This window comes from Nonomuraea sp. NPDC003754, from assembly GCF_053605785.1.
The window spans coordinates 1-17,421 of record NZ_JBSGJX010000006.1 but is presented as its reverse complement, the minus strand read 5'-3'; the positions used below and the strand labels follow the sequence as shown (position 1 = coordinate 17,421).

The window sequence follows — 17,421 nt, the reverse complement described above, 5'->3', positions numbered from 1 at the left end:
CACGCCGGATCGGCGCTTGCGTGATGATCGTCAGATCTTCGGCCGGTGGGTGAGGTGGTGTGCCCTGGAGCGGATCGGCAGCTCAACGGGGCTTCCTCGACCAGGGGTGACGCCGGCCTCCGCCGCCCGCCGGACGATCGGTTCGGCCTGCTCCTCGGCGAGCACCCACTCCCACGCCGCGGGATCGCCGTAGCTCATCACGCCGAGGCGGATCCTGGAGACCTTGAGACCACTGGTGCCAAGACGTGCGTATTCCATGTTTGCCACCTTATGGGGAATGGTGCGCGGAAAAAGGATCAGAACTAGTCAGGAGAAATGCACATCTAACCCGGCAACGACTCGGGGGCATACACAGGTGAGGTGTCGATGGTCTCGGTCAAGCGCAAAGCAGCCAGGCTCCTTTTCGGATCCCGCTACGAGAAGGTGCCATGGGGACAGCGGGTCTACGTCCGTCCTGGTGAGAGGCTGATCCGCGAAGCGCAGTGGCGTATCAAGATCGCACGGGCGCGGACCGTGTCACTGGACGAATACCGGCGTGAGGTGCCGCTCGGCGAGATCGAGGAGTTCCTCTCCTGCATGATGTGCGGCGAGTCGCGCCAGCAGCCGATGTACGAGCCGACCGGCGGGAACGGCTGGCGCTACCGCGTCGTGCGCTGCCCGTCGTGCGGCTTCCTCTACCGCAACCCCAATGTCAGGCCCGAACGGCTCGGCGACCTGTACGCCAACGCCTACAGCAGCTTCCTGACCGGCAAGTACGCCGAGAACAGGCAGCGCCGCTACACCCTCACCATGGACGCCTTCTCCCCGGTGTTCGACGACGGGAAGGGCAGGCGGCTGCTCGACTTCGGCTGCGGCGCGGGGCTGTTCCTCGAACTGGCCGAGCGGCGCGGCTTCGACGCCGTCGGGGTCGACCTGTCGCCCGACTCGGTCGAGCAGGCCAACGCGAGGCTGTCACGCGCCAAGGCCTACTTCGGCTCGCCCCAGGACGTGCCCGAGATCGCCAGGGGCGGGTTCGACGTCATCACGCTGTGGTCGGTGCTGGCGCACCTGCCCAGGCCGCTGGAGGACTTCGAGCGGTTCAGGGGCCTGCTGGCGCCGGGCGGGGTGCTGCTCATCCTCACGGTCAACGCCGGATCGCTGCTGCTGAAGGCCTACGAGTCGGCGTGGAGCGGGTTCACCAAGAACCACCTGATGTTCTACTCCTCGCGGACGCTGCCGACGCTGCTGCGCCGTACCGGCTTCGCCGGGGTGTCCTACGCGCCGCACTACGGCGACACGATCGAGGCGGGCACCACGCAGCTGCCGGAGGCGATGCGCGCCCGGCTCAGGCACGCCGTGGACACCAGCGACGGCGGCAACATGATGCGCGCCCTCGCCTTCGCCGACGACAAGGCGGTCGAGACGTGGGGCGGCAGGCTGCCGATCCGCCGGATCAGGGCGTGATCATCGTCACGCCCGGCACCGACCCGATCGAGGCCAGCGCCTTGCCCGCGTCGGCGAGCCCGATCGTGCGGGTGACGAGCTGGTCGGGGTGGAGCGTCCCCGCCCTGATCAGCTCCAGCATCGGCCCGTAGGCGTGGGCCGCCATGCCGTGGCTGCCGAGCAGGCGCAGTTCGTGGGCGATCACCCGGCCCATCGGCAACGGCGTGCGCTCGCCGGGCAGCAGGCCCACCTGCACGTGGCGGCCCCTGCGGCGCAGGCTCTCGATGGAGGCGGCGGCCGCCGACGCGCTGCCGAGCGCGTCGATGGACAGGTGGGCGCCGCCCCTGGTCAGCTCCATGACCTGGGCGGCGGCGTCGCCCGACGAGGCGTTGACGAAGTGGGTGGCGCCCGCGAGCTCGGCCAGGTGAAGCGCCTCGGTGCTGATGTCGACGGCCACGACCCTGGCCCCCGCCGCCGTGGCGATCATGACGGCGGACAGGCCCACGCCGCCGCAGCCGTGCACGGCCACCCACTCGCCCGGCTTGGCCGCGCCGACGTGCGCGACGGCCCGGAAGGCGGTGGCGAAGCGGCAGCCCAGGGCGGCCGCGGTGGTGAAGGCCATCTCCTCCGGCAGCGCGATGAGGTTGACGTCGGCGTGGTCGATGGCGACGTAGTCGGCGAAGGAGCCCCAGTGGGTGAAGCCCGGCTGCGTCTGGCGCTCGCACACCTGCTGCTCGCCCGCCGCGCAGGACCCGCACGAGCCGCAGGCGCAGATGAACGGGACCGTGACCCTGTCGCCCTCGCGCCACTCGCGTACCTCCGCCCCGACCGCGGCGACCACGCCGGCCAGCTCGTGACCCGGTACGTGGGGGAGCGTGGTGATGTCGGGGTCGTGGCCCTGCCAGCCGTGCCAGTCGCTTCTGCACAGCCCCGTCGCGGCCACCTGGATCACCACGCCATGAGGGCCGGGGGAGGGGTCGGGCGCCTCCCGCAGGTCGAGATCGCCGCCGAACAGGTCGAACATCACCGCGCGCATCTCATGAGCTTAGAGTGAGCTCCCGCGATGCGCGCAAGGGCAGCTCCGGCGCCGGGCCGCCCGGAGCCGGGATCCGCCGCTCACCCGGGGCCGCCGCGGCGCGACGGGCCGCCCTCCGCGGTGAGGTGTGGAGCCTGGTCGCTCGGACAGTAGGGGGGCATGGGACAAGAGGTTGACAAGGAGCGGTTCTCCGAGGCCGAATACACGCGCTTCGCGGAACGCCTCAACGACCAGCTGGCCGAGCTGCGCCGGCTGCTCGATAGACCTGGTTTCGGTGCGGGCCCCACCACCATCGGTGCCGAGCTCGAACTCTTCCTGGTCGACGGGCGCGGACGGCCGCTGCCGCGCAACGCCGAGGTGCTGGAGCGGCTCGGCGACCACCGGCTGACCGTGGAGCTGGGCCGCTACAACGTGGAAGCCAACCTGACGCCGCTGCCGCTGGCGGGCCGCCCCTTCGAGCGGCTGGCCGACGAGATGCAGGAGCTGATCAGAGCCGTCGACGGCGCGGTCGGCGAACTGGCCGGCGGCGGGGCGGTGCCGATCGGCATCCTGCCCACGCTCGGCACCGGCGACTTCACGCAGTTGGCCATCAGCGACGAGGCCCGGTACCGGGCGCTGGCCCGAGGGATGCGGCGGCTGCGGCTCGAGCCGTTCATCGTCAGGATCGACGATCTCGAGCTGGAGGTGCAGGACGTCATCCTGGAGGCGGCCAACACCTCGTGGCAGGTCCACCTGCGCACGCCGGCCGCCGACTTCGCCAGGACCTACAACGGCGCCCAGCTCGCCATCGGGCCGGTGCTGGCCGCGTGCGGCAACTCGCCGTTCTTCCTGGGCCGGACCTTGTGGGAGGAGACCAGGATCGCGCTGTTCGAGGAGGCGGCCGACGACAGGGACATCGGCCGCCGCTTCCGCAGGGACGGCCGCGCCACCTTCGGCTCCGACTGGGTGCGCGAAGGGGCCTACGAGCTGTTCGAGCGGTACGCGCGCGACTACGAGCCGGTGATCCCCGCCCTCGACCAGGGCGGCGAGCTGGCCGAGCTCAGGCTGCACAGCGGGACGGTGTGGCAGTGGAACAGGCCCGTCTACGACCCCGTCGACGGCGGTCATCTGCGCATCGAGTTCCGGGCCCTGCCGGCCGGGCCGACCTGCGCCGACATGGCCGCCAACACCGCCTTCCTGCTGGGGCTGACGCTCGCGCTGGCCGAGCGGGACCTGACCGGGCAGCCGTTCGGCACCGCCTACCAGAACTTCTACCGCGCGGCCATGAACGGGCTGCAGGCCAAGCTGACCTGGGAGGGCCGCGAGGTGCTCGCCGCCGACCTGGTGCTGTCGCTGCTGCCGGAGGCCAGGGCGGCGCTGCTCAGGGCCGGCGTCCAGCCGTCCGAGGCCGACCTGGAGATCATCGCCCAGCGGGTACGGCTCGGCCGTACCGGAGCGGTGTGGCAGCGCGAGGCCATGGCCGAGCTGGGCGGCGACAGCGAGGCGATGGTGCGGCGCTACTACGAGAACGCGCTAAGCGGCCAGCCGGTGCACATGTGGCGGTAACCGAACCAGAAGCCACTCTCGTCCGTCAAACTATCCCAAGGGAGAGTAAAGCGAGGGGACGATGGCTTCCAAGGGGATGGTTCCGGCCGAGAAGGCGCCTTTCGCGCTCCGGAGGGTGACGGGGACCCTGCGGGACGGCGCCGCCAAGCTGGCCGCCGACATCGGGGCGAGCGCGGTGGAGGCCGTGCTCGCGCAGGCCAACAGGAAGGCGGTGCGCAAGGGCGCGGCCGCGGCGCTCGGCACGATGCAGCCCAGGCCGGCTGACTGGTACGCCTTCGACGAGAAGGACAACGACACGCCCGACTGGTATCCGCAGGGCCTGACCTGCGGTGAGGACTCCGGTGCCGCGGGCGTGCCGGTGTTCGTGGCCGGCTGGTACTTCAAGCCGGTGCCGCCGGTGGCCGAGCGCGGCGTCAGGGTCACCTTCCTGAGCCCGTCGACGCTGCGCTACCAGCACGCGCTGCTCGTGGAGGCCAAGCCCGACGGGTCGTACGGGCCGATCAACATCCACGCCGGCGGCATCGCGTGGTACGGCGACCAGCTCTACGTCGCCGACACCACGCGGGGGCTGCGGGTGTTCGACATGAACAACCTCCTCGACCTGCGGACGGCGCAGAACGACCTCGGCGACCCCACCCGCATCGGGCGATCCGGCGAGAGGTTCCACGCCTTCGGCTACCGGTACGTGATCCCGCAGACCGACTTCTGGCGCGTGGCGACGCCCGGGGCGCTCTTCTCCTTCGTCGCGGTCGACCGCAGCACGACGCCGCACACGCTGGTGGCGGGAGAGTACGTCCAGGACGCGCCCACCGGCAGGGTGGCCAGGTGGGAGCTGCCCCTCGGCGACGGGGTGCCGCGGGAAGCCTTCACGATGCCGCACGCGAAGATCCAGGGGGCGGTGTCGTCCGGCGGGGCCTGGTACCTCAGCCAGGCGGCCGACGCGCGCACCAACGGGAGGCTCGTCGTGGACCGGGGCGGGGAGGTGACGGTCCGGCCGTTCCCCGTCGGGCCCGAGGACCTGACGGTGTCGGGCGGGAAGCTGTGGAGCGTCACCGAGTTCAGGAACCGCCGGGTGATCTTCGGCGTCCCGCTCTGAGGTCGCCGGGGACGCGCCGAACCGCCCGGCCGGCGAACCTCGCGCTCCCGATGAGGCCCGACGCCGGCCGGGCGGCGGTCACGCCTCGAGGTGCCGGTGCAGCGCCTTCCGGTAGCCGCGGTCGAAGTCGTCGTAGCGCGCCCGCAGCTCCGCACCCGGCCACCCCTCGGGCAGCAGCTCCGGGGGCAGCAGCGGGTCGGCCAGCAGGTGGCGCAGCACCGCCGCCGACACCAGGAACCCTTCCGCCAGCCCCTCGGCCCGGTCGAGCGCCGTCAGCAGCCGCCGCGCCTCGGCCGCCCACCCCGCCAGGTCCCACAGCAGCGCCGTCGGGTCCTCCCGCGGCGTGCCGTCGATGAGCGTGCACTGCGCCGTGACGATCTCCGGCCACCGCCTGATGAGGTTCGCCGGGCGCAGCCAGGTGCCCTCGCGCAGCTCGGCCAGGCGCAGCGTGGTCATCGTGTGCCGCAGCGCCGCCCGGTCGGCGGGCGCGCGCCGTTCCGCGGTGACGACGGCGATCTCCCACGTGCCGTCCCACGCCCTGGTGTGCGGGGACCGGCTCTCGTCCTGCCTGGCCTGCCGTTCGCGCAGCCGCTCGGACAGCGCGTAGCGCCCGTCGTCCTGCACCAGGTCGCCGGCCGCGACCATCCGCGACAGGGCCACCCGCACGGTGCCCTCCGCGATGCCGAACACCTCGCCGATGCGCACCAGCGCCCGGCTCGGCAGCCGGGGCGGGTGGCTGCCGAGCAGCGCGCTCAGCACGGCCGAGCGGGCGGTCAGAGTATTACGGTCTTCCATCGCGTGTCGATTATATGTAACACTCCGAGCATGGCGAGCTATCTGATCGAACCCGTCGACGGCCCCAGCGGCCGCTACGACACCGCGCGCTACCAGGGCGCCGCCGGACGCGACTGGTGGTCCTGCGACCCCTCGCTCCAGCTGCTGATGCGCCGCCACCTGGGCGAGGGGTACGACTGGGCCGCACCCCACCTGTCCCGCCTGGGCGCGCTCATGGGCGGGCCGATCGCCGCGCACGCGGAGGAGACCGACCGCAACCCGCCCCGCCTGGAGAAGTACGACAAGTGGGGGCGTGACATCAGCCAGGTCGTCATGCCGCCGTCGTTCGTCGCGGCGCGCGAGGCGCTGATGGCCGACAACTTCACCTCGCCGGCGTTCGCCGAGACCGCCAGACAGCACGGAGCCGACCCCGCCGCGCTGGCCGCGGCCTGGACGTACCTGCTCGACCAGGCCGACATCGGCATGGGCTGCGCCCTGGGCACCGGCGGCGACATGGTGGTGTCCCTGGCCGAGAAGCACGCGCCCGCCGACGTCCGCGACCGGGTCCACTCGATCTTCGCCAACGGGTTCTACTCCGGCGAGGCCGCGCAGATGTTCACCGAGCGGACGGGCGGCTCCGACCTCGCGGCCCTGGAGGCGAGCGCGGAGCCCGACGGAGAGGCCTGGCGCCTGACCGGCCTGAAGTGGTTCGCCTCCAACGCCAACGGCTCCGCGTTCGTGGTGCTGGGCAGGCTGCCCACCGGTGACGTGGCGCCCTTCCTGGTGCTGTGGGAGCGGCGCGACGGGTCCCGCAACGCCGTACGGATCAGGAGGCTCAAGGACAAGCTCGGCACCCGCTCGGTCGCCTCCGCCGAGGTGGAGTTCACCGGCGCCGAGGCGTTCCTGCTGGCGGGCTCAGGATCAGGCTCGGGGCTCGGCACGATGATGAAGCTCACCAACGCCTCACGGCTCGGCGTCGCCATGATGGGCGCCGGCGTCGCCCGCCGCGCCCTCGTCGAGTCGATCTGCTACGCCTCCGCCCGTGAGGCCTTCGGCCGCCGCCTCATCGACCAGCCGCTCATGCGGCGCAAGCTCGCCGAGCTCATCGTCGAGGTCGAAGCGGCGCAGGCGCTGGTCTTCGACGGCCACCTCGGCCCGCGGCTGCGCCTGGCGCCCGCCCTCGTCAAGCTGCGCGCCGCCCGGCTCGGCGTCACCGCGGCCGGCGACGCCATCGAGATCCACGGCGGCAACGGCTACATCGAGCAGTGGCCGGTCGCCCGCCTCCTGCGCGACGCCCAGGTCAACCCGATCTGGGAGGGCGGCGACAACATCCTGTGCCTCGACGTACGGCGGGCGATGCTCCGCGAGAACGCCCACGAGCCCTTCCTCGACCGCCTGACCGCCGCCGCCGACCAGGCCCCGTCCGGCGACTCCCCGACCGTCGACCTGGTCCGCGGGCGCATCGACGACCTCCGCAAGGCGATCACCGTGTGGTCCTCGCTCGACCCGGTCGTGGCCGAGGCCCGGCTGTTCCCGCTGGCCCAGCTCATGGCGGACGTCTACGCGGCCGCCCTGCTGCTGGAGCAGGCGGGCTGGGAGCAGCGCGCGGGCTTCGGCGACCGCAAGGCCCTGGTGGCCCGGCTCCACGCCGAGGCGCACCTCGCGGACCAGGGGCCACTGCGCGGCATCGACCGCCCGGCGGAGGATCTGGAGCGCTTCGACGAGCTCGTCGCCGGGGCGCTCACCCTCTGATCCCGTCAGGCGGTCACCAGGCACCCATCACGCCACGGCCGCCGACGACCAGGGAGGAGCCCGATCCCGACGTCCACCGGAGGACCGGATGACCGTGCGAACCGAGCGGGAAGGCCCCGTCACCACCGTGGTGCTCTCCAGGCCCGAAGCCCGCAACGCCGTCGACCGCGAGACCGCCGACGCGCTGGTCGCGGCCTTCACCGCGTTCGAGGCGTCGGACGCGGCCGTCGCCGTGCTGTGGGGCGAGGGCGGCACCTTCTGCGCGGGGGCCGACCTCAAACGCCTCGACAACCATGTCGGGGAGGAGGGCGACGGCCCCATGGGTCCCACCAGGATGCGGCTGAGCAAGCCCGTCATCGCCGCCGTCGCCGGCCACGCGGTCGCCGGCGGCCTCGAGCTCGCCCTCTGGTGCGACCTGCGCGTGGCCGAGCAGGACGCGGTGTTCGGGGTCTTCTGCCGGCGCTGGGGCGTCCCGCTCATCGACGGTGGCACGGTACGGCTGCCGCGCCTGATCGGTCTCTCCCACGCCATGGACCTGATCCTCACCGGCCGTCCCGTAGCGGCCGAGGAGGCGCTGCGCATGGGGCTGGCCAACAGGGTCGTCCCCGCCGGGCAGTCACGCCAGGCCGCCGAGCGCCTGGCCCACGACCTGGCCCGCTTCCCCCAGACCTGCCTGCGCGGCGACCGCATGTCGGCGCTGGAGCAGGCGGCGCTGCCCGAGCAGGAGGCGATGCGCAACGAACTCCGCCACGGCATCGCCGCCCTGGGCGAGGCGGCCGACGGCGCCGCCAGGTTCGCCGCGGGAGCGGGCCGCCACGGCGACTTCTCCACCCCCTGACCACCCGGCCCCGCCCCTTCGGGAGGACCGCCCGCCGGGGTCCCGGTGACCATGATCCCGGGCCTGGGCTTGACCGGCCGGGCCTCCCGCCGGCGCGGCGTGTGCGCGCCGGGATCTTGTCGGTGCGCTCACGTATGGTGAGACCATGCCGGACATCGACGGTGTGACGATCACCAGCCCGGACAAGGTGGTCTTCCCGCAGGGCGGGCGGACCAAGCTCGACCTGGTCCGCTTCTACCAGGCGGTCGCCGAGGGCGCCCTGCGCGGCGTCTCGGGGCGGCCGATGATCCTCAAACGGTTCGTGCACGGCATCGAGCAGGAGGCGTTCTTCCAGAAGCGCGCCCCGGCCAAGCGCCCACCCTGGATCGAGGTTGCCGAGCTGCGCTACCGGTCGGGGCGGAGCGCCGAGGAGGTCGTCGTCACCGACGCCCGCCAGCTGCTGTGGGTGGTCAACCTGGGCTGCGTCGACCTCAACCCGCACCCCGTGCGGGCCGCCGACCTCGCCCATCCCGACGAGCTGCGCATCGACCTCGACCCGGTGCCGGGCGTGCCGTGGGGCCAGGTGCTGGAGACCGCGCAGGTGGCGCGCGAGGTGCTCGCCGACCACGGGCTGGTGGCGTGGCCGAAGACCTCCGGTTCACGCGGCTTCCATGTCTATGCCCGCATCACCCCCGACTGGAGCTTCTCGCAGGTACGGCAGGCGGCCGAGGCCGTCGCCCGCGAGGTGGAGCGAAGGGCGCCCGATCTGGCGACCAGCCGGTGGTGGAAGGAGGAGCGGCAGGGCGTCTTCGTCGACTACAACCAGAACGCCTACGACCGCACCGTGGCCTCCGCCTACTCCGTCAGGCCGGTGCAGGACGCCCGCGTGTCCACGCCGCTGGCGTGGGACGAGGTGCCGGGGTGCCGCCCGGAGGAGTTCACGATCGACACGGTGCCCAAGCGGTTCGCCGCGCTCGGCGACCCGTGGGAGGACATGGACCTGCACGCCGGCTCGCTCACCCCGCTGCTGGAGCTGGCCGAGGCGCAGGGCCCGCCGCCCGAGCGCACCGAGCTGCCGCTGATCGAGATCGCCAGGGCCCAGCACAAGGACGAGGCACTGGCGGGCCTCGAGGCGTGGAAGGCCCGCCATCCCGACGTGGTGGGGTTCCTCGAGCCGGCCGATGTGCTGGTGGACGGGATGCGCGGGCGCAGCAGCGTGTGGTACCGGATCAGGGTCAACCTGCAGCACGTGCCGGAGGGCCTGCGCCCGGAGCAGGAGCCGCTGGAGGTCGACTACAACCCCTGGCCCGCCGACTGGCGCCCACCCGAGCCCTGACTCCAGGCCCGCCGGCGCCCCGACCGCTATCGGCGACCGCCCGTGCCCCCACCCTGCGATCCCGGGTGCCCGCGGCCGATCCGCCCCGCAGGACGGGCCGCCGGGGTCAGCGGCCGTCCTCCAGGACGCGTTCGAGCTCGGCGATCACCGAGGTGACGGGCGTGCACGCCGGCAGGCGGGGCGTGGCGAAGTAGCCGGGTTTGTGCGCTCGCAGCAGCGCCTCGCCGTCCAGCTGCCAGGTGAAGCCGTGCCGTCCGAGCAGCCTGGCGAACACCTCCCCGGCCGGCCGGGGGTCGCGCGCCGCCAGGCGCCTGATCGGCACGGGGGAGACCGCGTCGCCCCGCAGGTACCGGCTGACGGCGTCGCGGTAGCGGCTCCTGGTGACCAGCGACGGGTCGGCGAAGGCCGCCTCGACCGCGGCGAAGTCGGTGTAGTAGCCCAGCCCGTCGCGTTCGTCGAAGATGAGGGCGACGCTCTCCTCCTCGGCGAGATGGCCGGGGAACTCCAGCGAGGCGAACTCGCCCATGCGCTCGGCCACCTCGGCGCCGCGCATGACGACCAGGTCGGAGCCGAAGTGCTCGACGAACTGCCGCCGCTGTGCCGCCTGGATCTGCCACGCCTCGGCCAGCAGGGCCGGGTTGCGGAACACCCGTGCCGGATGGCGCAGCGCGGCCTCGGCCGCCGCGCGCACCAGCAGCGGCCGTGCCTCGCTCGTGTGGACGGCGGGGGTGGCGCTGATCAGCCAGGCGTCGAGGGTGACGGGGATGAGCCGTCCCACCAGGAACATCCCGGGGTCGAGCACGTCGAAGGCGCCCTCACCCAGATCGGAGTGGGCGGTGTAGGTCAGCTCGTCGATCAGGTTGAACAGGATGATCGCCGGGCCCGCGACGGTGCGGACCTCGAAGACGCCCTCCACCACGTCCTTCCAGCCGAGCACCATGGCGCGCTCGGCCTCGGGGAGCTCGGGACGTTCGGCCACGAACCTGTCGATCAGCAGGTCGCCTCCCGGAAGGCGGTACTCCAGCGCGAAGTGGTCGAGCGCGAGCGCCGAGGTCGCCTCGTCGGTGACCACCCCGTCGGGGAAGAAACGGCCGTACACCAGGCCGAGCTCCCGGGTGAACCGCCCTGACACCGCGAACTCCAGCAGCTCCGGCTTGAGCTCCGCGGCACGCGCGAGTAGATCCATGGGGCGACCTTAGCCGCGGGCGTTCCCGGCTTGCGGTGATTTTCGGTAACCGGGCAGGGACATTCTGTCACTCAGGTGGCTGTCCGATGTCCTCGTTCCACACCTCGGGCCAGCGCTCGACGAAGGCCGCCATCAGCGCCCGGCACTCGGCCGAGTCGACCACCACGACCTCGACCCCGTGGGCGATCAGGAGGTCCTCCCTGCCCATGAAGGTGCGGTTCTCGCCGATCACCACGCGCGGGATCTCGTAGAGCAGGATCGCCCCGGTGCACATCGCGCACGGCGACAGCGTCGTGTACATGGTCGAGCGCCGGTAGACGTGGGCGCTCCGTCGTCCGGCCCGCTCCAGCGCGTCCGTCTCGCCGTGGCGGATCACGCTGCCCTCCTGCACCCTGCGGTTACGGCCGGCGCCGAGCACCTCGCCGTCGGCCACCAGCACCGCCCCGACGGGCACCCCGCCCTCGGCCAGCCCCGTGCGGGCCTGCTCGACGGCGATCTCCAGGAAGTCCATGGGCCCACCCTAGGCCGCTGCAACCGGGGTGCAAGGACCGCACCCTACCGTCGGGGCATGTCAAGTCGATGGCTGCTCGGAGTGGCCGCCGCCGCGGCGGCCACCCTCACGCTCCCCACCGCCGCCACGGCGGCCACCACCCGCACCCTCCCCTCGGCCACCCTCTCTTCGGCCTCCCTCTCCTCCGCCGCGGTAGCACAGGCCGCCGCCCGTCCTGCCACCCCGCGTGCCACCCCCGCGCCCGCCGCGCCGGCGAGCACGCCCGCCCCCGCCGCGGCCGCGAACGCCCCCACCCTCGAGACGCCGGCCCTCGCCGCCGCTCCCAAGCCCGCGACCACGGCCAACCGGCTGTTCCACGCCTGGTTGCGCGACGACAGGACCGCCGCCGCCAAGGTCGCCACGCCCGCCGCCGTCACGACGCTGTTCGCCTACCCCTTCCGCGCGCCCGACGGGTTGGCCGGCTGTGCGAGCGGCGCCTGCGCGTTCAGGCACACCAGCGTGCGGGTGCCGGGCGAGCTCAACGGCATCCTGATGATCGTCTCCGGCGGCAAGGTGACGCGCGTCTATGAGTCGCGCCACTACTCCAAGGAGAAAGCGGCCACGCACCTGATGGACGCCTGGCGCAAGGGCGACCGCAGGCAGGGCGCCGAGGTCGCCGCCACACCGGCGCTGAAGACGCTGTTCAAGGTCACCTGGGACCCCCACGGCGTGCCGTACACCTTCCAGGGGTGCGAGAAGAAGACCTGCGCCTGGTCGTACGAGGGCGGCGCGCTGCTGATGCACGTCGCCGGCTCCAAGGCCCGCGGGTACGAGGTCTCGTCGATCAGTTACATCGCCGACTGACCGACCCACCTGTCGGCCCAAGCCATCAGCGGCCGCATGGCCTCGACCAGCGCCGCGCCGCTCTCGGTGAGCGAGTAGCGGATCTGTACCGGCGTGGTCGGCCGCACCTCGCGCGCCACCACGCCCGACGACTCCAGCTCGCGCAGCCGCTGCGCGAGCAGGCGTTCCGACAGGCCGGGGACCGCGTCGCGCAGCTCGCCGTACCGCGTCGCGCCCCTGGCCAGCGCGAGCAGGATGACGCCGTTCCACCTGCGGCCCACCAGCTCGATCGCGGTCTGGAAGTGCGGGCAGTGCCGCATGAGCGCCTCGGGAGAGGACATCACTTACCTTCCGTAAGCCGGTTATGTAATGTAAGACCTATGACGGATTTTAGGCATGACCTGTGGTTCGGTGCCTTCCTTACCCCCGCCGCCAAGGACGCGCACCCGCTGACGCGCCAGGCCATGCTCGCCGAGGACGCCGGACTGGACATCATCGGCGTGCAGGATCATCCCTACCAGCCTTCCTTCCTCGACACGTGGACGTTGCTGTCGGTGCTGGCGGCGCGCACCCAGCACATCAGGTTCTTCCCCGACGTGGCCAACCTGCCGCTGCGTCCGCCGGCCGTCCTGGCCAGGGCCGCGGCCAGCCTCGACATCCTGAGCGGCGGCAGGGTGGAGCTCGGTGTCGGCTCCGGCGCCTTCCGGGACGGCGTCGCCGCGATGGGCGGGCCCCGCCGCACCCCGGCCGAGGCCGTCGCCGCCCTCGAGGAGGCCATCGAGGTGATGCGCGCGCTGTGGACGCCCGGCGGCCCCGCCAGCTTCGACGGCGCGCACTACCGGCTGGACGGCGCCGCGCCGGGGCCGTTCCCGCCGCACCGCATCGGCGTGTGGGTCGGCGCCTACCGGCGGCGCATGCTGGAGCTGACCGGGCGCACCGCCGACGGCTGGGTGCCGTCCTCCGCCTACGCCCCGCCGGCCGAGCTGGCCGCGATGAGCGCGATCGTCGACCGCGCGGCGGCGGACGCGGGCCGCGATCCCGCCCTGATCCGCCGCGTCTACAACATCAACGGCCGCTTCTCGCGGCTGCCCGGCACCGGCTTCCTCGACGGGCCGCCCGCGCTGTGGGCCGAGCAGCTCACCGAGCTCGTCCACCGGTACGGCATGAGCGTCTTCGTCCTGGCCCCCGCCGACGAGCGCGACCTCAAGATCTTCGCCGAGGAGGTCGCGCCCGCCGTGAGGCAGGCCGTCGGCCGCGAGCAGCAGCGAACCGCCGAGCCGAAGCCGTCCCCCGGCCCGCTCGACGACTCGACCAGGCCCAGGCTGCCCAAGCGCGACCTGGCCGAGCTCTCGCCCGCCCAGCGCCAGCGCGGCCTGCACCTGGTCAAGGTGCACGACGACCTGCGCGACGAGCTGGCCGGGATTCGCGAGGCGCTGGAGCAGGTCGCCGAGGGCAGGGGCGAGGTCGCCGCGCTCCGGTCGATGATCAACCAGCTCACGATGCGGCAGAACTACTGGACGCTCGGCAGCTTCTGCGCCTCCTACTGCCGGATCGTCACCACCCATCACACCATCGAGGACGAGCACCTGTTCCCCACGCTGCGGTCCGCGCAGGCCTCGCTGGCACCGGTCATCGACCGGCTCCAGGAGGAGCACGAGGTCATCGCCGGCCTGCTGACCCGCCTCGACGACGCGCTGGTCGCCATGGTGCAGGACGGCGACGCCATCGACGGCGTCCGCGACCGGCTCGACGAACTGGCCGCGGCCCTGCTGTCGCACCTGGAGTACGAGGAGCAGGAACTCGTGGAGCCCATCGCCCGGCTCGACCTGGACCTGTGATCCCTACCCCCGCCGGCTTCATCGCCCTGTGGGACCTGCTCCCGATCCCGCCCGGCGGGACCTGTGACCATGAGATCCCGATCCCGGCCCGTGTCGCCGCCCGGCGGGACCTGTGACCGTGACTTCCGCCGGCTTCAAAGCCCGGCTCGGCCTGGACCTGGACCCCGACCGGCGAACGCTCGCCGGCACGCTGCGGGCGCTGTCGGCCGAGCTCGAGAACCTCATGGCGGGCCGCGTCCCCGCGCCGGCCGCCGCCGACCGGCCGCCGCCCGACAGCGCGCTCCTGCTCGGCCAGGGCCGCCGGCCCGTGCTGGCCACGCTGAGCGTCGGCGCGTCGCTGTTCGACCGCAGGTACGGCCTGGCCGCCGCCAAACCGGTGGAGCTGGTCCCGATGGGCGTGCTGGCCAACGACGTCCTCGATCCCGCCCGCACTCACGGCGACCTGCTGCTGGTGCAGGGCGACCACCCCGACGTGTGCGTGCACGCCCTGCGCCGGGCCGTCAGGGCGACCAGGGGCGGCCTCGCGCCGGCCTGGTCGCAGGACGGCTTCGCCCGGCCGGACGCCGTCGCGCGTCCGGGCACGACCGGCATGCGCAACCTGCTCGGTTCAAGGACGGCACGGGCAATCCCGACGCGGGAAACGCCGCCGTGATGGACACGGCCGTGTGGGTGGGGCCCGGCGACGGCGAGCCCGCGTGGGCCGTGGGCGGCAGCTACGTCGCTGTCCGCCTGGTCCGGCTGTTCGTCGACAGGTGGGACGACACCCCGCTGGCCGAGCAGGAGCGGGTCATGGGCAGGCGCAAGGAGTCGGGCGCGCTATCCCGAGGGCGGGTTCGTCCCGCTGCCCGCCTACCGCTGGCAGCGGCGGCGCTTCTGGCCCGACTCGGCGAAAAGCGCGCAGCCGCCCGAGCCCGCCGCCTCGGGCCCTTCCCGGCCCGACCTCGCGGCGCTCACCGAGGCGGAACTGGCCGCCTCCGTCGCCCGCCTGGCCGCGCAGGTCCTGGCGGTGCCCGGCCACGAGGTGGCCGTCGACACTCCGCTCACCCACCTCGGCCTCGACTCGGTGCTGGCCATGAGGTTCAGGGACAGGATGCGCCGTGACCTGGGCGTGGACGTGCCGCTGCGCAACCTGCTCGGGCCCGCCACGCTGCGCGAGCTGGCCACCGAGCTGCGCGCGTCGCTCTGACCGCCCCGCCGCCCCCGGGACGCCCTGCCCCGGGTGGCGGTGGCCGTTGGTCGCGGTTGGTGACCCCGGTGGCGGTGGCCTGGGTGGCAGTGGCACTGCCAGTATCAAGCGGCTCTGGGACATGCGCGCCGCAGGCCGGAGGATGGGTGCCATGGTGATCGCCGTGATGACCGCGCTGGCCGGCGGCGCGCTGGTGGCAGCGGTCTGTGCGAACGTCCTGCTCACGGTCTTCACGCCCAGGGGCAGGCCGTCCAGGCTGGTCCGCGGCACCCTGCGCACGCACGCCTCCGTCCTCGTCGCGGTCGGCGGGCGGCTGCCGCGCCGGGTCCGCGAACCGCTGCTCGACCTGTGCGCGCCGCTGGCCGTCCTCACGGTGGCCGCGATCTGGCTCGGCGTGTCGTCGGCGGGCTTCGCGCTGCTGGACGCCACGCCGCTGCGGGAGGCCGAGTGGGCCTCCCACGGCCTGCTGCTCGCCGCCGTGACCGCCTACCTGCTCCGTTTCCTGCACGCCTACGGCAGGCGCGAGCGCCTCGTGGCCAGGCTGGCGGCCAGCGTGTGCAACCCGCGGGACGCCGACGCGCTGCTGGCCGCCTACCTCAGGACCGGTTCCCGTGACCACCTCGACGGCCTGTTCGCCGAGTGGACGGGCTGGATGACCGAGGTGGAGAGCACCCACATCGCCCCTCCCACCCTGGCCTTCCACCGGCCCGCCGGCGACCTGGACTGGCTGAAGGCCGCGGTCATCGTGCTCGACGTGGCCGCGCTCACCGAGGCGCTGGCTCCCAGCTGGGCCCCCGCCCACACCCGCGCCCTGCTCGACACCGGAACCCGCTGCATGCAGCGCCTGGCCGCCGAGCTGTGCATCAGGCTGCCGGCCGTGCCCGTCAGCCTGCAGGGCCGCGAGGAGAGCAACTTCTCCGACACCCTGCGCGTCGCCCACAACGCCGGCCTGCCCGCCGAGCGCGACGCGCAGGCCGCGTGGGTCGTCTTCCAGCACCGGCGCACGGGGTACGCGCCGCACGCCTACGCCATCGAGGCGCGCCTGCACTACGAGCTGGACTGATCGGGCTCCTTCCACGTCCACAGCGGGACGTCGCGCAGGGGGTGGAGCTCGTCGTCGGTGGCGGCGCGGGAGTTCTGCTGCGCGACGCGCGAGCCGAACTCCAGGTGCTCGCGCACCGCCTCGCGGAACGGCTCGTCGGCCGGCAGGCCCGCCTCGTCGAAGGACTCCATGTACAGCGCCACGAAACGCTCGCGCTGCTCGTCGGTGATGTCGAGGTGGCGGTGCACCTGGATGAGATGGTCGAAGCCGAGCTCGCGGGTGAAGCGGTCGGGCCCGCCGAAGGACTCGGCCGTGAACCAGGTCAGGTGATCGACGTGGGTGGCGCGACGCTCTCGGAACAGCTGCTTGAGCAGGGGATCCTCGAGGACCTTCGCGTAGAAGATCTCCTCGAGCCTGTGCAGCGCCTCGTCGCCGCCTGCGTGCGAGTACAGACTGGTCATGCACCCACCTTCATGGTCACCCAGGAGGATGTCCAGCGCTTTCGCCTGTCGAGGAAACGCGTCGAGCTGCGTCAAGTCAGCCTGTCCGCCGCGCGCCGTCCTTACGTTGGTCCTCCGGATCGCAGGCGGAGGAGGAGACCGTGCGCGCAGCCGTGGTCACACAACTGAACTCACCATGGGAATTCCAGGAGCTGCCCGACCCCGTGGCGGGGCCGGGCCAGGTCGTCGTCCGCATCCACGCATGCGGCATGTGCTTCAGCGACGTCCTCGTCCACTGCGGGCACTGGCCCGTCCAGCTGCCCATCGTGCGCGTCCGCCTAGATGACTGATTCCAAGCCGTACGGCTGAGCGTCAATGGTCGTAGGCGGTGAGGGATCGGGCGGTGGGCCGGCCGGTCTTGTCGTTGTGCCAGATCGCGGTCGTCAGAGCCAGGATCCGGATGATCACTCGGATGGTGACGCCGGCTGGGGTGCGTGCGCCGTGGCGTTCCAGGTTGAGTTGGCCCTTGAAGGTCTGGTTGATCGATTCGATGGTCTGGCGTAATGGCTTGAACAGGTGCGCTCCGGCTCGCGGGGCCTCGCCCTTGCGGGCCTTGCG

General features: G+C 72.7%; 19 protein-coding genes and 2 pseudogenes. 13 read left to right on the top strand and 8 right to left on the bottom strand.

Annotated elements, in window-relative coordinates; all coding sequences use genetic code 11:
• Positions 1-30 precede the first annotated feature (30 nt).
• A complete protein-coding gene (locus ACWEVS_RS09535) occupies positions 31-258 on the bottom strand; it encodes a hypothetical protein (RefSeq protein WP_452550806.1) in 228 nt (75 codons plus the stop codon).
• 108 nt (positions 259-366) lie between these two features.
• Here ACWEVS_RS09535 and ACWEVS_RS09530 point away from each other — a divergent pair, with 108 nt between their 5' ends.
• Positions 367-1,443, top strand: a complete 1,077-nt coding sequence (locus ACWEVS_RS09530; protein WP_449927743.1) for a class I SAM-dependent methyltransferase — start codon at positions 367-369, stop codon at positions 1,441-1,443.
• Here the strand turns inward: ACWEVS_RS09530 and ACWEVS_RS09525 are convergent.
• Positions 1,433-2,458: a zinc-dependent alcohol dehydrogenase family protein gene (locus ACWEVS_RS09525; protein WP_452550805.1), complete on the bottom strand. Its 1,026-nt coding sequence runs from the start codon at positions 2,456-2,458 to the stop codon at positions 1,433-1,435. The genes ACWEVS_RS09530 and ACWEVS_RS09525 overlap by 11 nt on opposite strands.
• Before the next feature lie 159 nt (positions 2,459-2,617).
• Here ACWEVS_RS09525 and ACWEVS_RS09520 point away from each other — a divergent pair, with 159 nt between their 5' ends.
• Entirely contained in the window at positions 2,618-4,003 is a 1,386-nt protein-coding gene (locus ACWEVS_RS09520; protein WP_452550804.1) for a glutamate--cysteine ligase, read from the top strand.
• A gap of 61 nt (positions 4,004-4,064) precedes the next feature.
• Complete coding sequence (locus ACWEVS_RS09515; protein ID WP_449927605.1) at positions 4,065-5,099, top strand: hypothetical protein; 1,035 nt, start codon at positions 4,065-4,067, stop codon at positions 5,097-5,099.
• A 78-nt stretch (positions 5,100-5,177) separates the two neighbouring features.
• Here ACWEVS_RS09515 and ACWEVS_RS09510 read toward each other — a convergent pair whose 3' ends face one another.
• Entirely contained in the window at positions 5,178-5,894 is a 717-nt protein-coding gene (locus ACWEVS_RS09510) for a PaaX family transcriptional regulator C-terminal domain-containing protein (protein WP_354907221.1), read from the bottom strand.
• A 30-nt stretch (positions 5,895-5,924) separates the two neighbouring features.
• On the opposite strand from ACWEVS_RS09510, the gene ACWEVS_RS09505 reads away from it, so the two are divergent.
• The 3 genes from ACWEVS_RS09505 (at position 5,925) to ligD (ending at position 9,778) form a co-directional block, all read left to right on the top strand.
• Positions 5,925-7,625 carry an acyl-CoA dehydrogenase family protein gene (locus ACWEVS_RS09505; RefSeq protein WP_452550802.1) on the top strand — a complete coding sequence of 567 codons (1,701 nt, stop codon included), beginning with the start codon at positions 5,925-5,927 and terminating at the stop codon, positions 7,623-7,625.
• Positions 7,626-7,713: 88 nt separating this feature from the next.
• Complete coding sequence (locus ACWEVS_RS09500) at positions 7,714-8,463, top strand: crotonase/enoyl-CoA hydratase family protein (RefSeq protein ID WP_452550801.1); 750 nt, start codon at positions 7,714-7,716, stop codon at positions 8,461-8,463.
• Positions 8,464-8,608: 145 nt separating this feature from the next.
• Complete coding sequence (ligD, locus tag ACWEVS_RS09495) at positions 8,609-9,778, top strand: non-homologous end-joining DNA ligase (protein ID WP_452413831.1); 1,170 nt, start codon at positions 8,609-8,611, stop codon at positions 9,776-9,778.
• A 106-nt stretch (positions 9,779-9,884) separates the two neighbouring features.
• Here the strand turns inward: ligD and ACWEVS_RS09490 are convergent, their stop codons facing one another.
• On the bottom strand, positions 9,885-10,964 hold the full coding sequence (locus ACWEVS_RS09490) for a hypothetical protein (RefSeq protein WP_449927618.1): 1,080 nt from the start codon (positions 10,962-10,964) through the stop codon (positions 9,885-9,887).
• Positions 10,965-11,031: 67 nt separating this feature from the next.
• Positions 11,032-11,475, bottom strand: coding sequence for a nucleoside deaminase (locus ACWEVS_RS09485; RefSeq protein ID WP_354907216.1), 444 nt, complete (start codon positions 11,473-11,475; stop codon positions 11,032-11,034).
• 57 nt (positions 11,476-11,532) lie between these two features.
• On the opposite strand from ACWEVS_RS09485, the gene ACWEVS_RS09480 reads away from it, so the two are divergent.
• Positions 11,533-12,318, top strand: a complete 786-nt coding sequence (locus tag ACWEVS_RS09480) for a hypothetical protein (protein WP_452550799.1) — start codon at positions 11,533-11,535, stop codon at positions 12,316-12,318.
• On the opposite strand, the gene ACWEVS_RS09475 is transcribed toward ACWEVS_RS09480, so the two are convergent.
• Positions 12,303-12,638, bottom strand: coding sequence for a winged helix-turn-helix transcriptional regulator (locus tag ACWEVS_RS09475; protein WP_354907214.1), 336 nt, complete (start codon positions 12,636-12,638; stop codon positions 12,303-12,305). The genes ACWEVS_RS09480 and ACWEVS_RS09475 overlap by 16 nt on opposite strands.
• Positions 12,639-12,677: 39 nt before the next feature.
• Between ACWEVS_RS09475 and ACWEVS_RS09470 the strand changes: the two genes are divergently transcribed.
• The 5 genes and pseudogenes from ACWEVS_RS09470 to ACWEVS_RS09450 all read left to right on the top strand — a co-directional run bounded on the left by ACWEVS_RS09470 (position 12,678) and on the right by ACWEVS_RS09450 (position 16,384).
• Entirely contained in the window at positions 12,678-14,135 is a 1,458-nt protein-coding gene (locus ACWEVS_RS09470) for an LLM class flavin-dependent oxidoreductase (protein ID WP_449927628.1), read from the top strand.
• 112 nt (positions 14,136-14,247) lie between these two features.
• A complete protein-coding gene (locus ACWEVS_RS09465) occupies positions 14,248-14,787 on the top strand; it encodes a Dyp-type peroxidase domain-containing protein (RefSeq protein ID WP_452413822.1) in 540 nt (179 codons plus the stop codon).
• Positions 14,787-14,891: pseudogene (locus tag ACWEVS_RS09460) on the top strand (hypothetical protein); the annotation flags it as partial. The gene ACWEVS_RS09465 and the pseudogene ACWEVS_RS09460, both read left to right, overlap by 1 nt.
• Entirely contained in the window at positions 14,857-15,321 is a 465-nt protein-coding gene (locus ACWEVS_RS09455; RefSeq protein ID WP_452414515.1) for an acyl carrier protein, read from the top strand. The pseudogene ACWEVS_RS09460 and the gene ACWEVS_RS09455, both read left to right, overlap by 35 nt.
• A gap of 151 nt (positions 15,322-15,472) precedes the next feature.
• A complete protein-coding gene (locus ACWEVS_RS09450; RefSeq protein ID WP_452550798.1) occupies positions 15,473-16,384 on the top strand; it encodes a hypothetical protein in 912 nt (303 codons plus the stop codon).
• Here the strand turns inward: ACWEVS_RS09450 and ACWEVS_RS09445 are convergent.
• On the bottom strand, positions 16,369-16,824 hold the full coding sequence (locus ACWEVS_RS09445; protein ID WP_354907207.1) for a group II truncated hemoglobin: 456 nt from the start codon (positions 16,822-16,824) through the stop codon (positions 16,369-16,371). The two genes, ACWEVS_RS09450 and ACWEVS_RS09445, sit on opposite strands and share 16 nt — an antisense overlap.
• Positions 16,825-16,964: 140 nt before the next feature.
• On the opposite strand from ACWEVS_RS09445, the gene ACWEVS_RS09440 reads away from it, so the two are divergent.
• Positions 16,965-17,153, top strand: coding sequence for an alcohol dehydrogenase catalytic domain-containing protein (locus tag ACWEVS_RS09440; RefSeq protein WP_452550796.1), 189 nt, complete (start codon positions 16,965-16,967; stop codon positions 17,151-17,153).
• 22 nt (positions 17,154-17,175) lie between these two features.
• Here ACWEVS_RS09440 and ACWEVS_RS09435 read toward each other — a convergent pair.
• Positions 17,176-17,421 (bottom strand): annotated as a pseudogene (locus tag ACWEVS_RS09435) (IS982 family transposase); the annotation flags it as partial.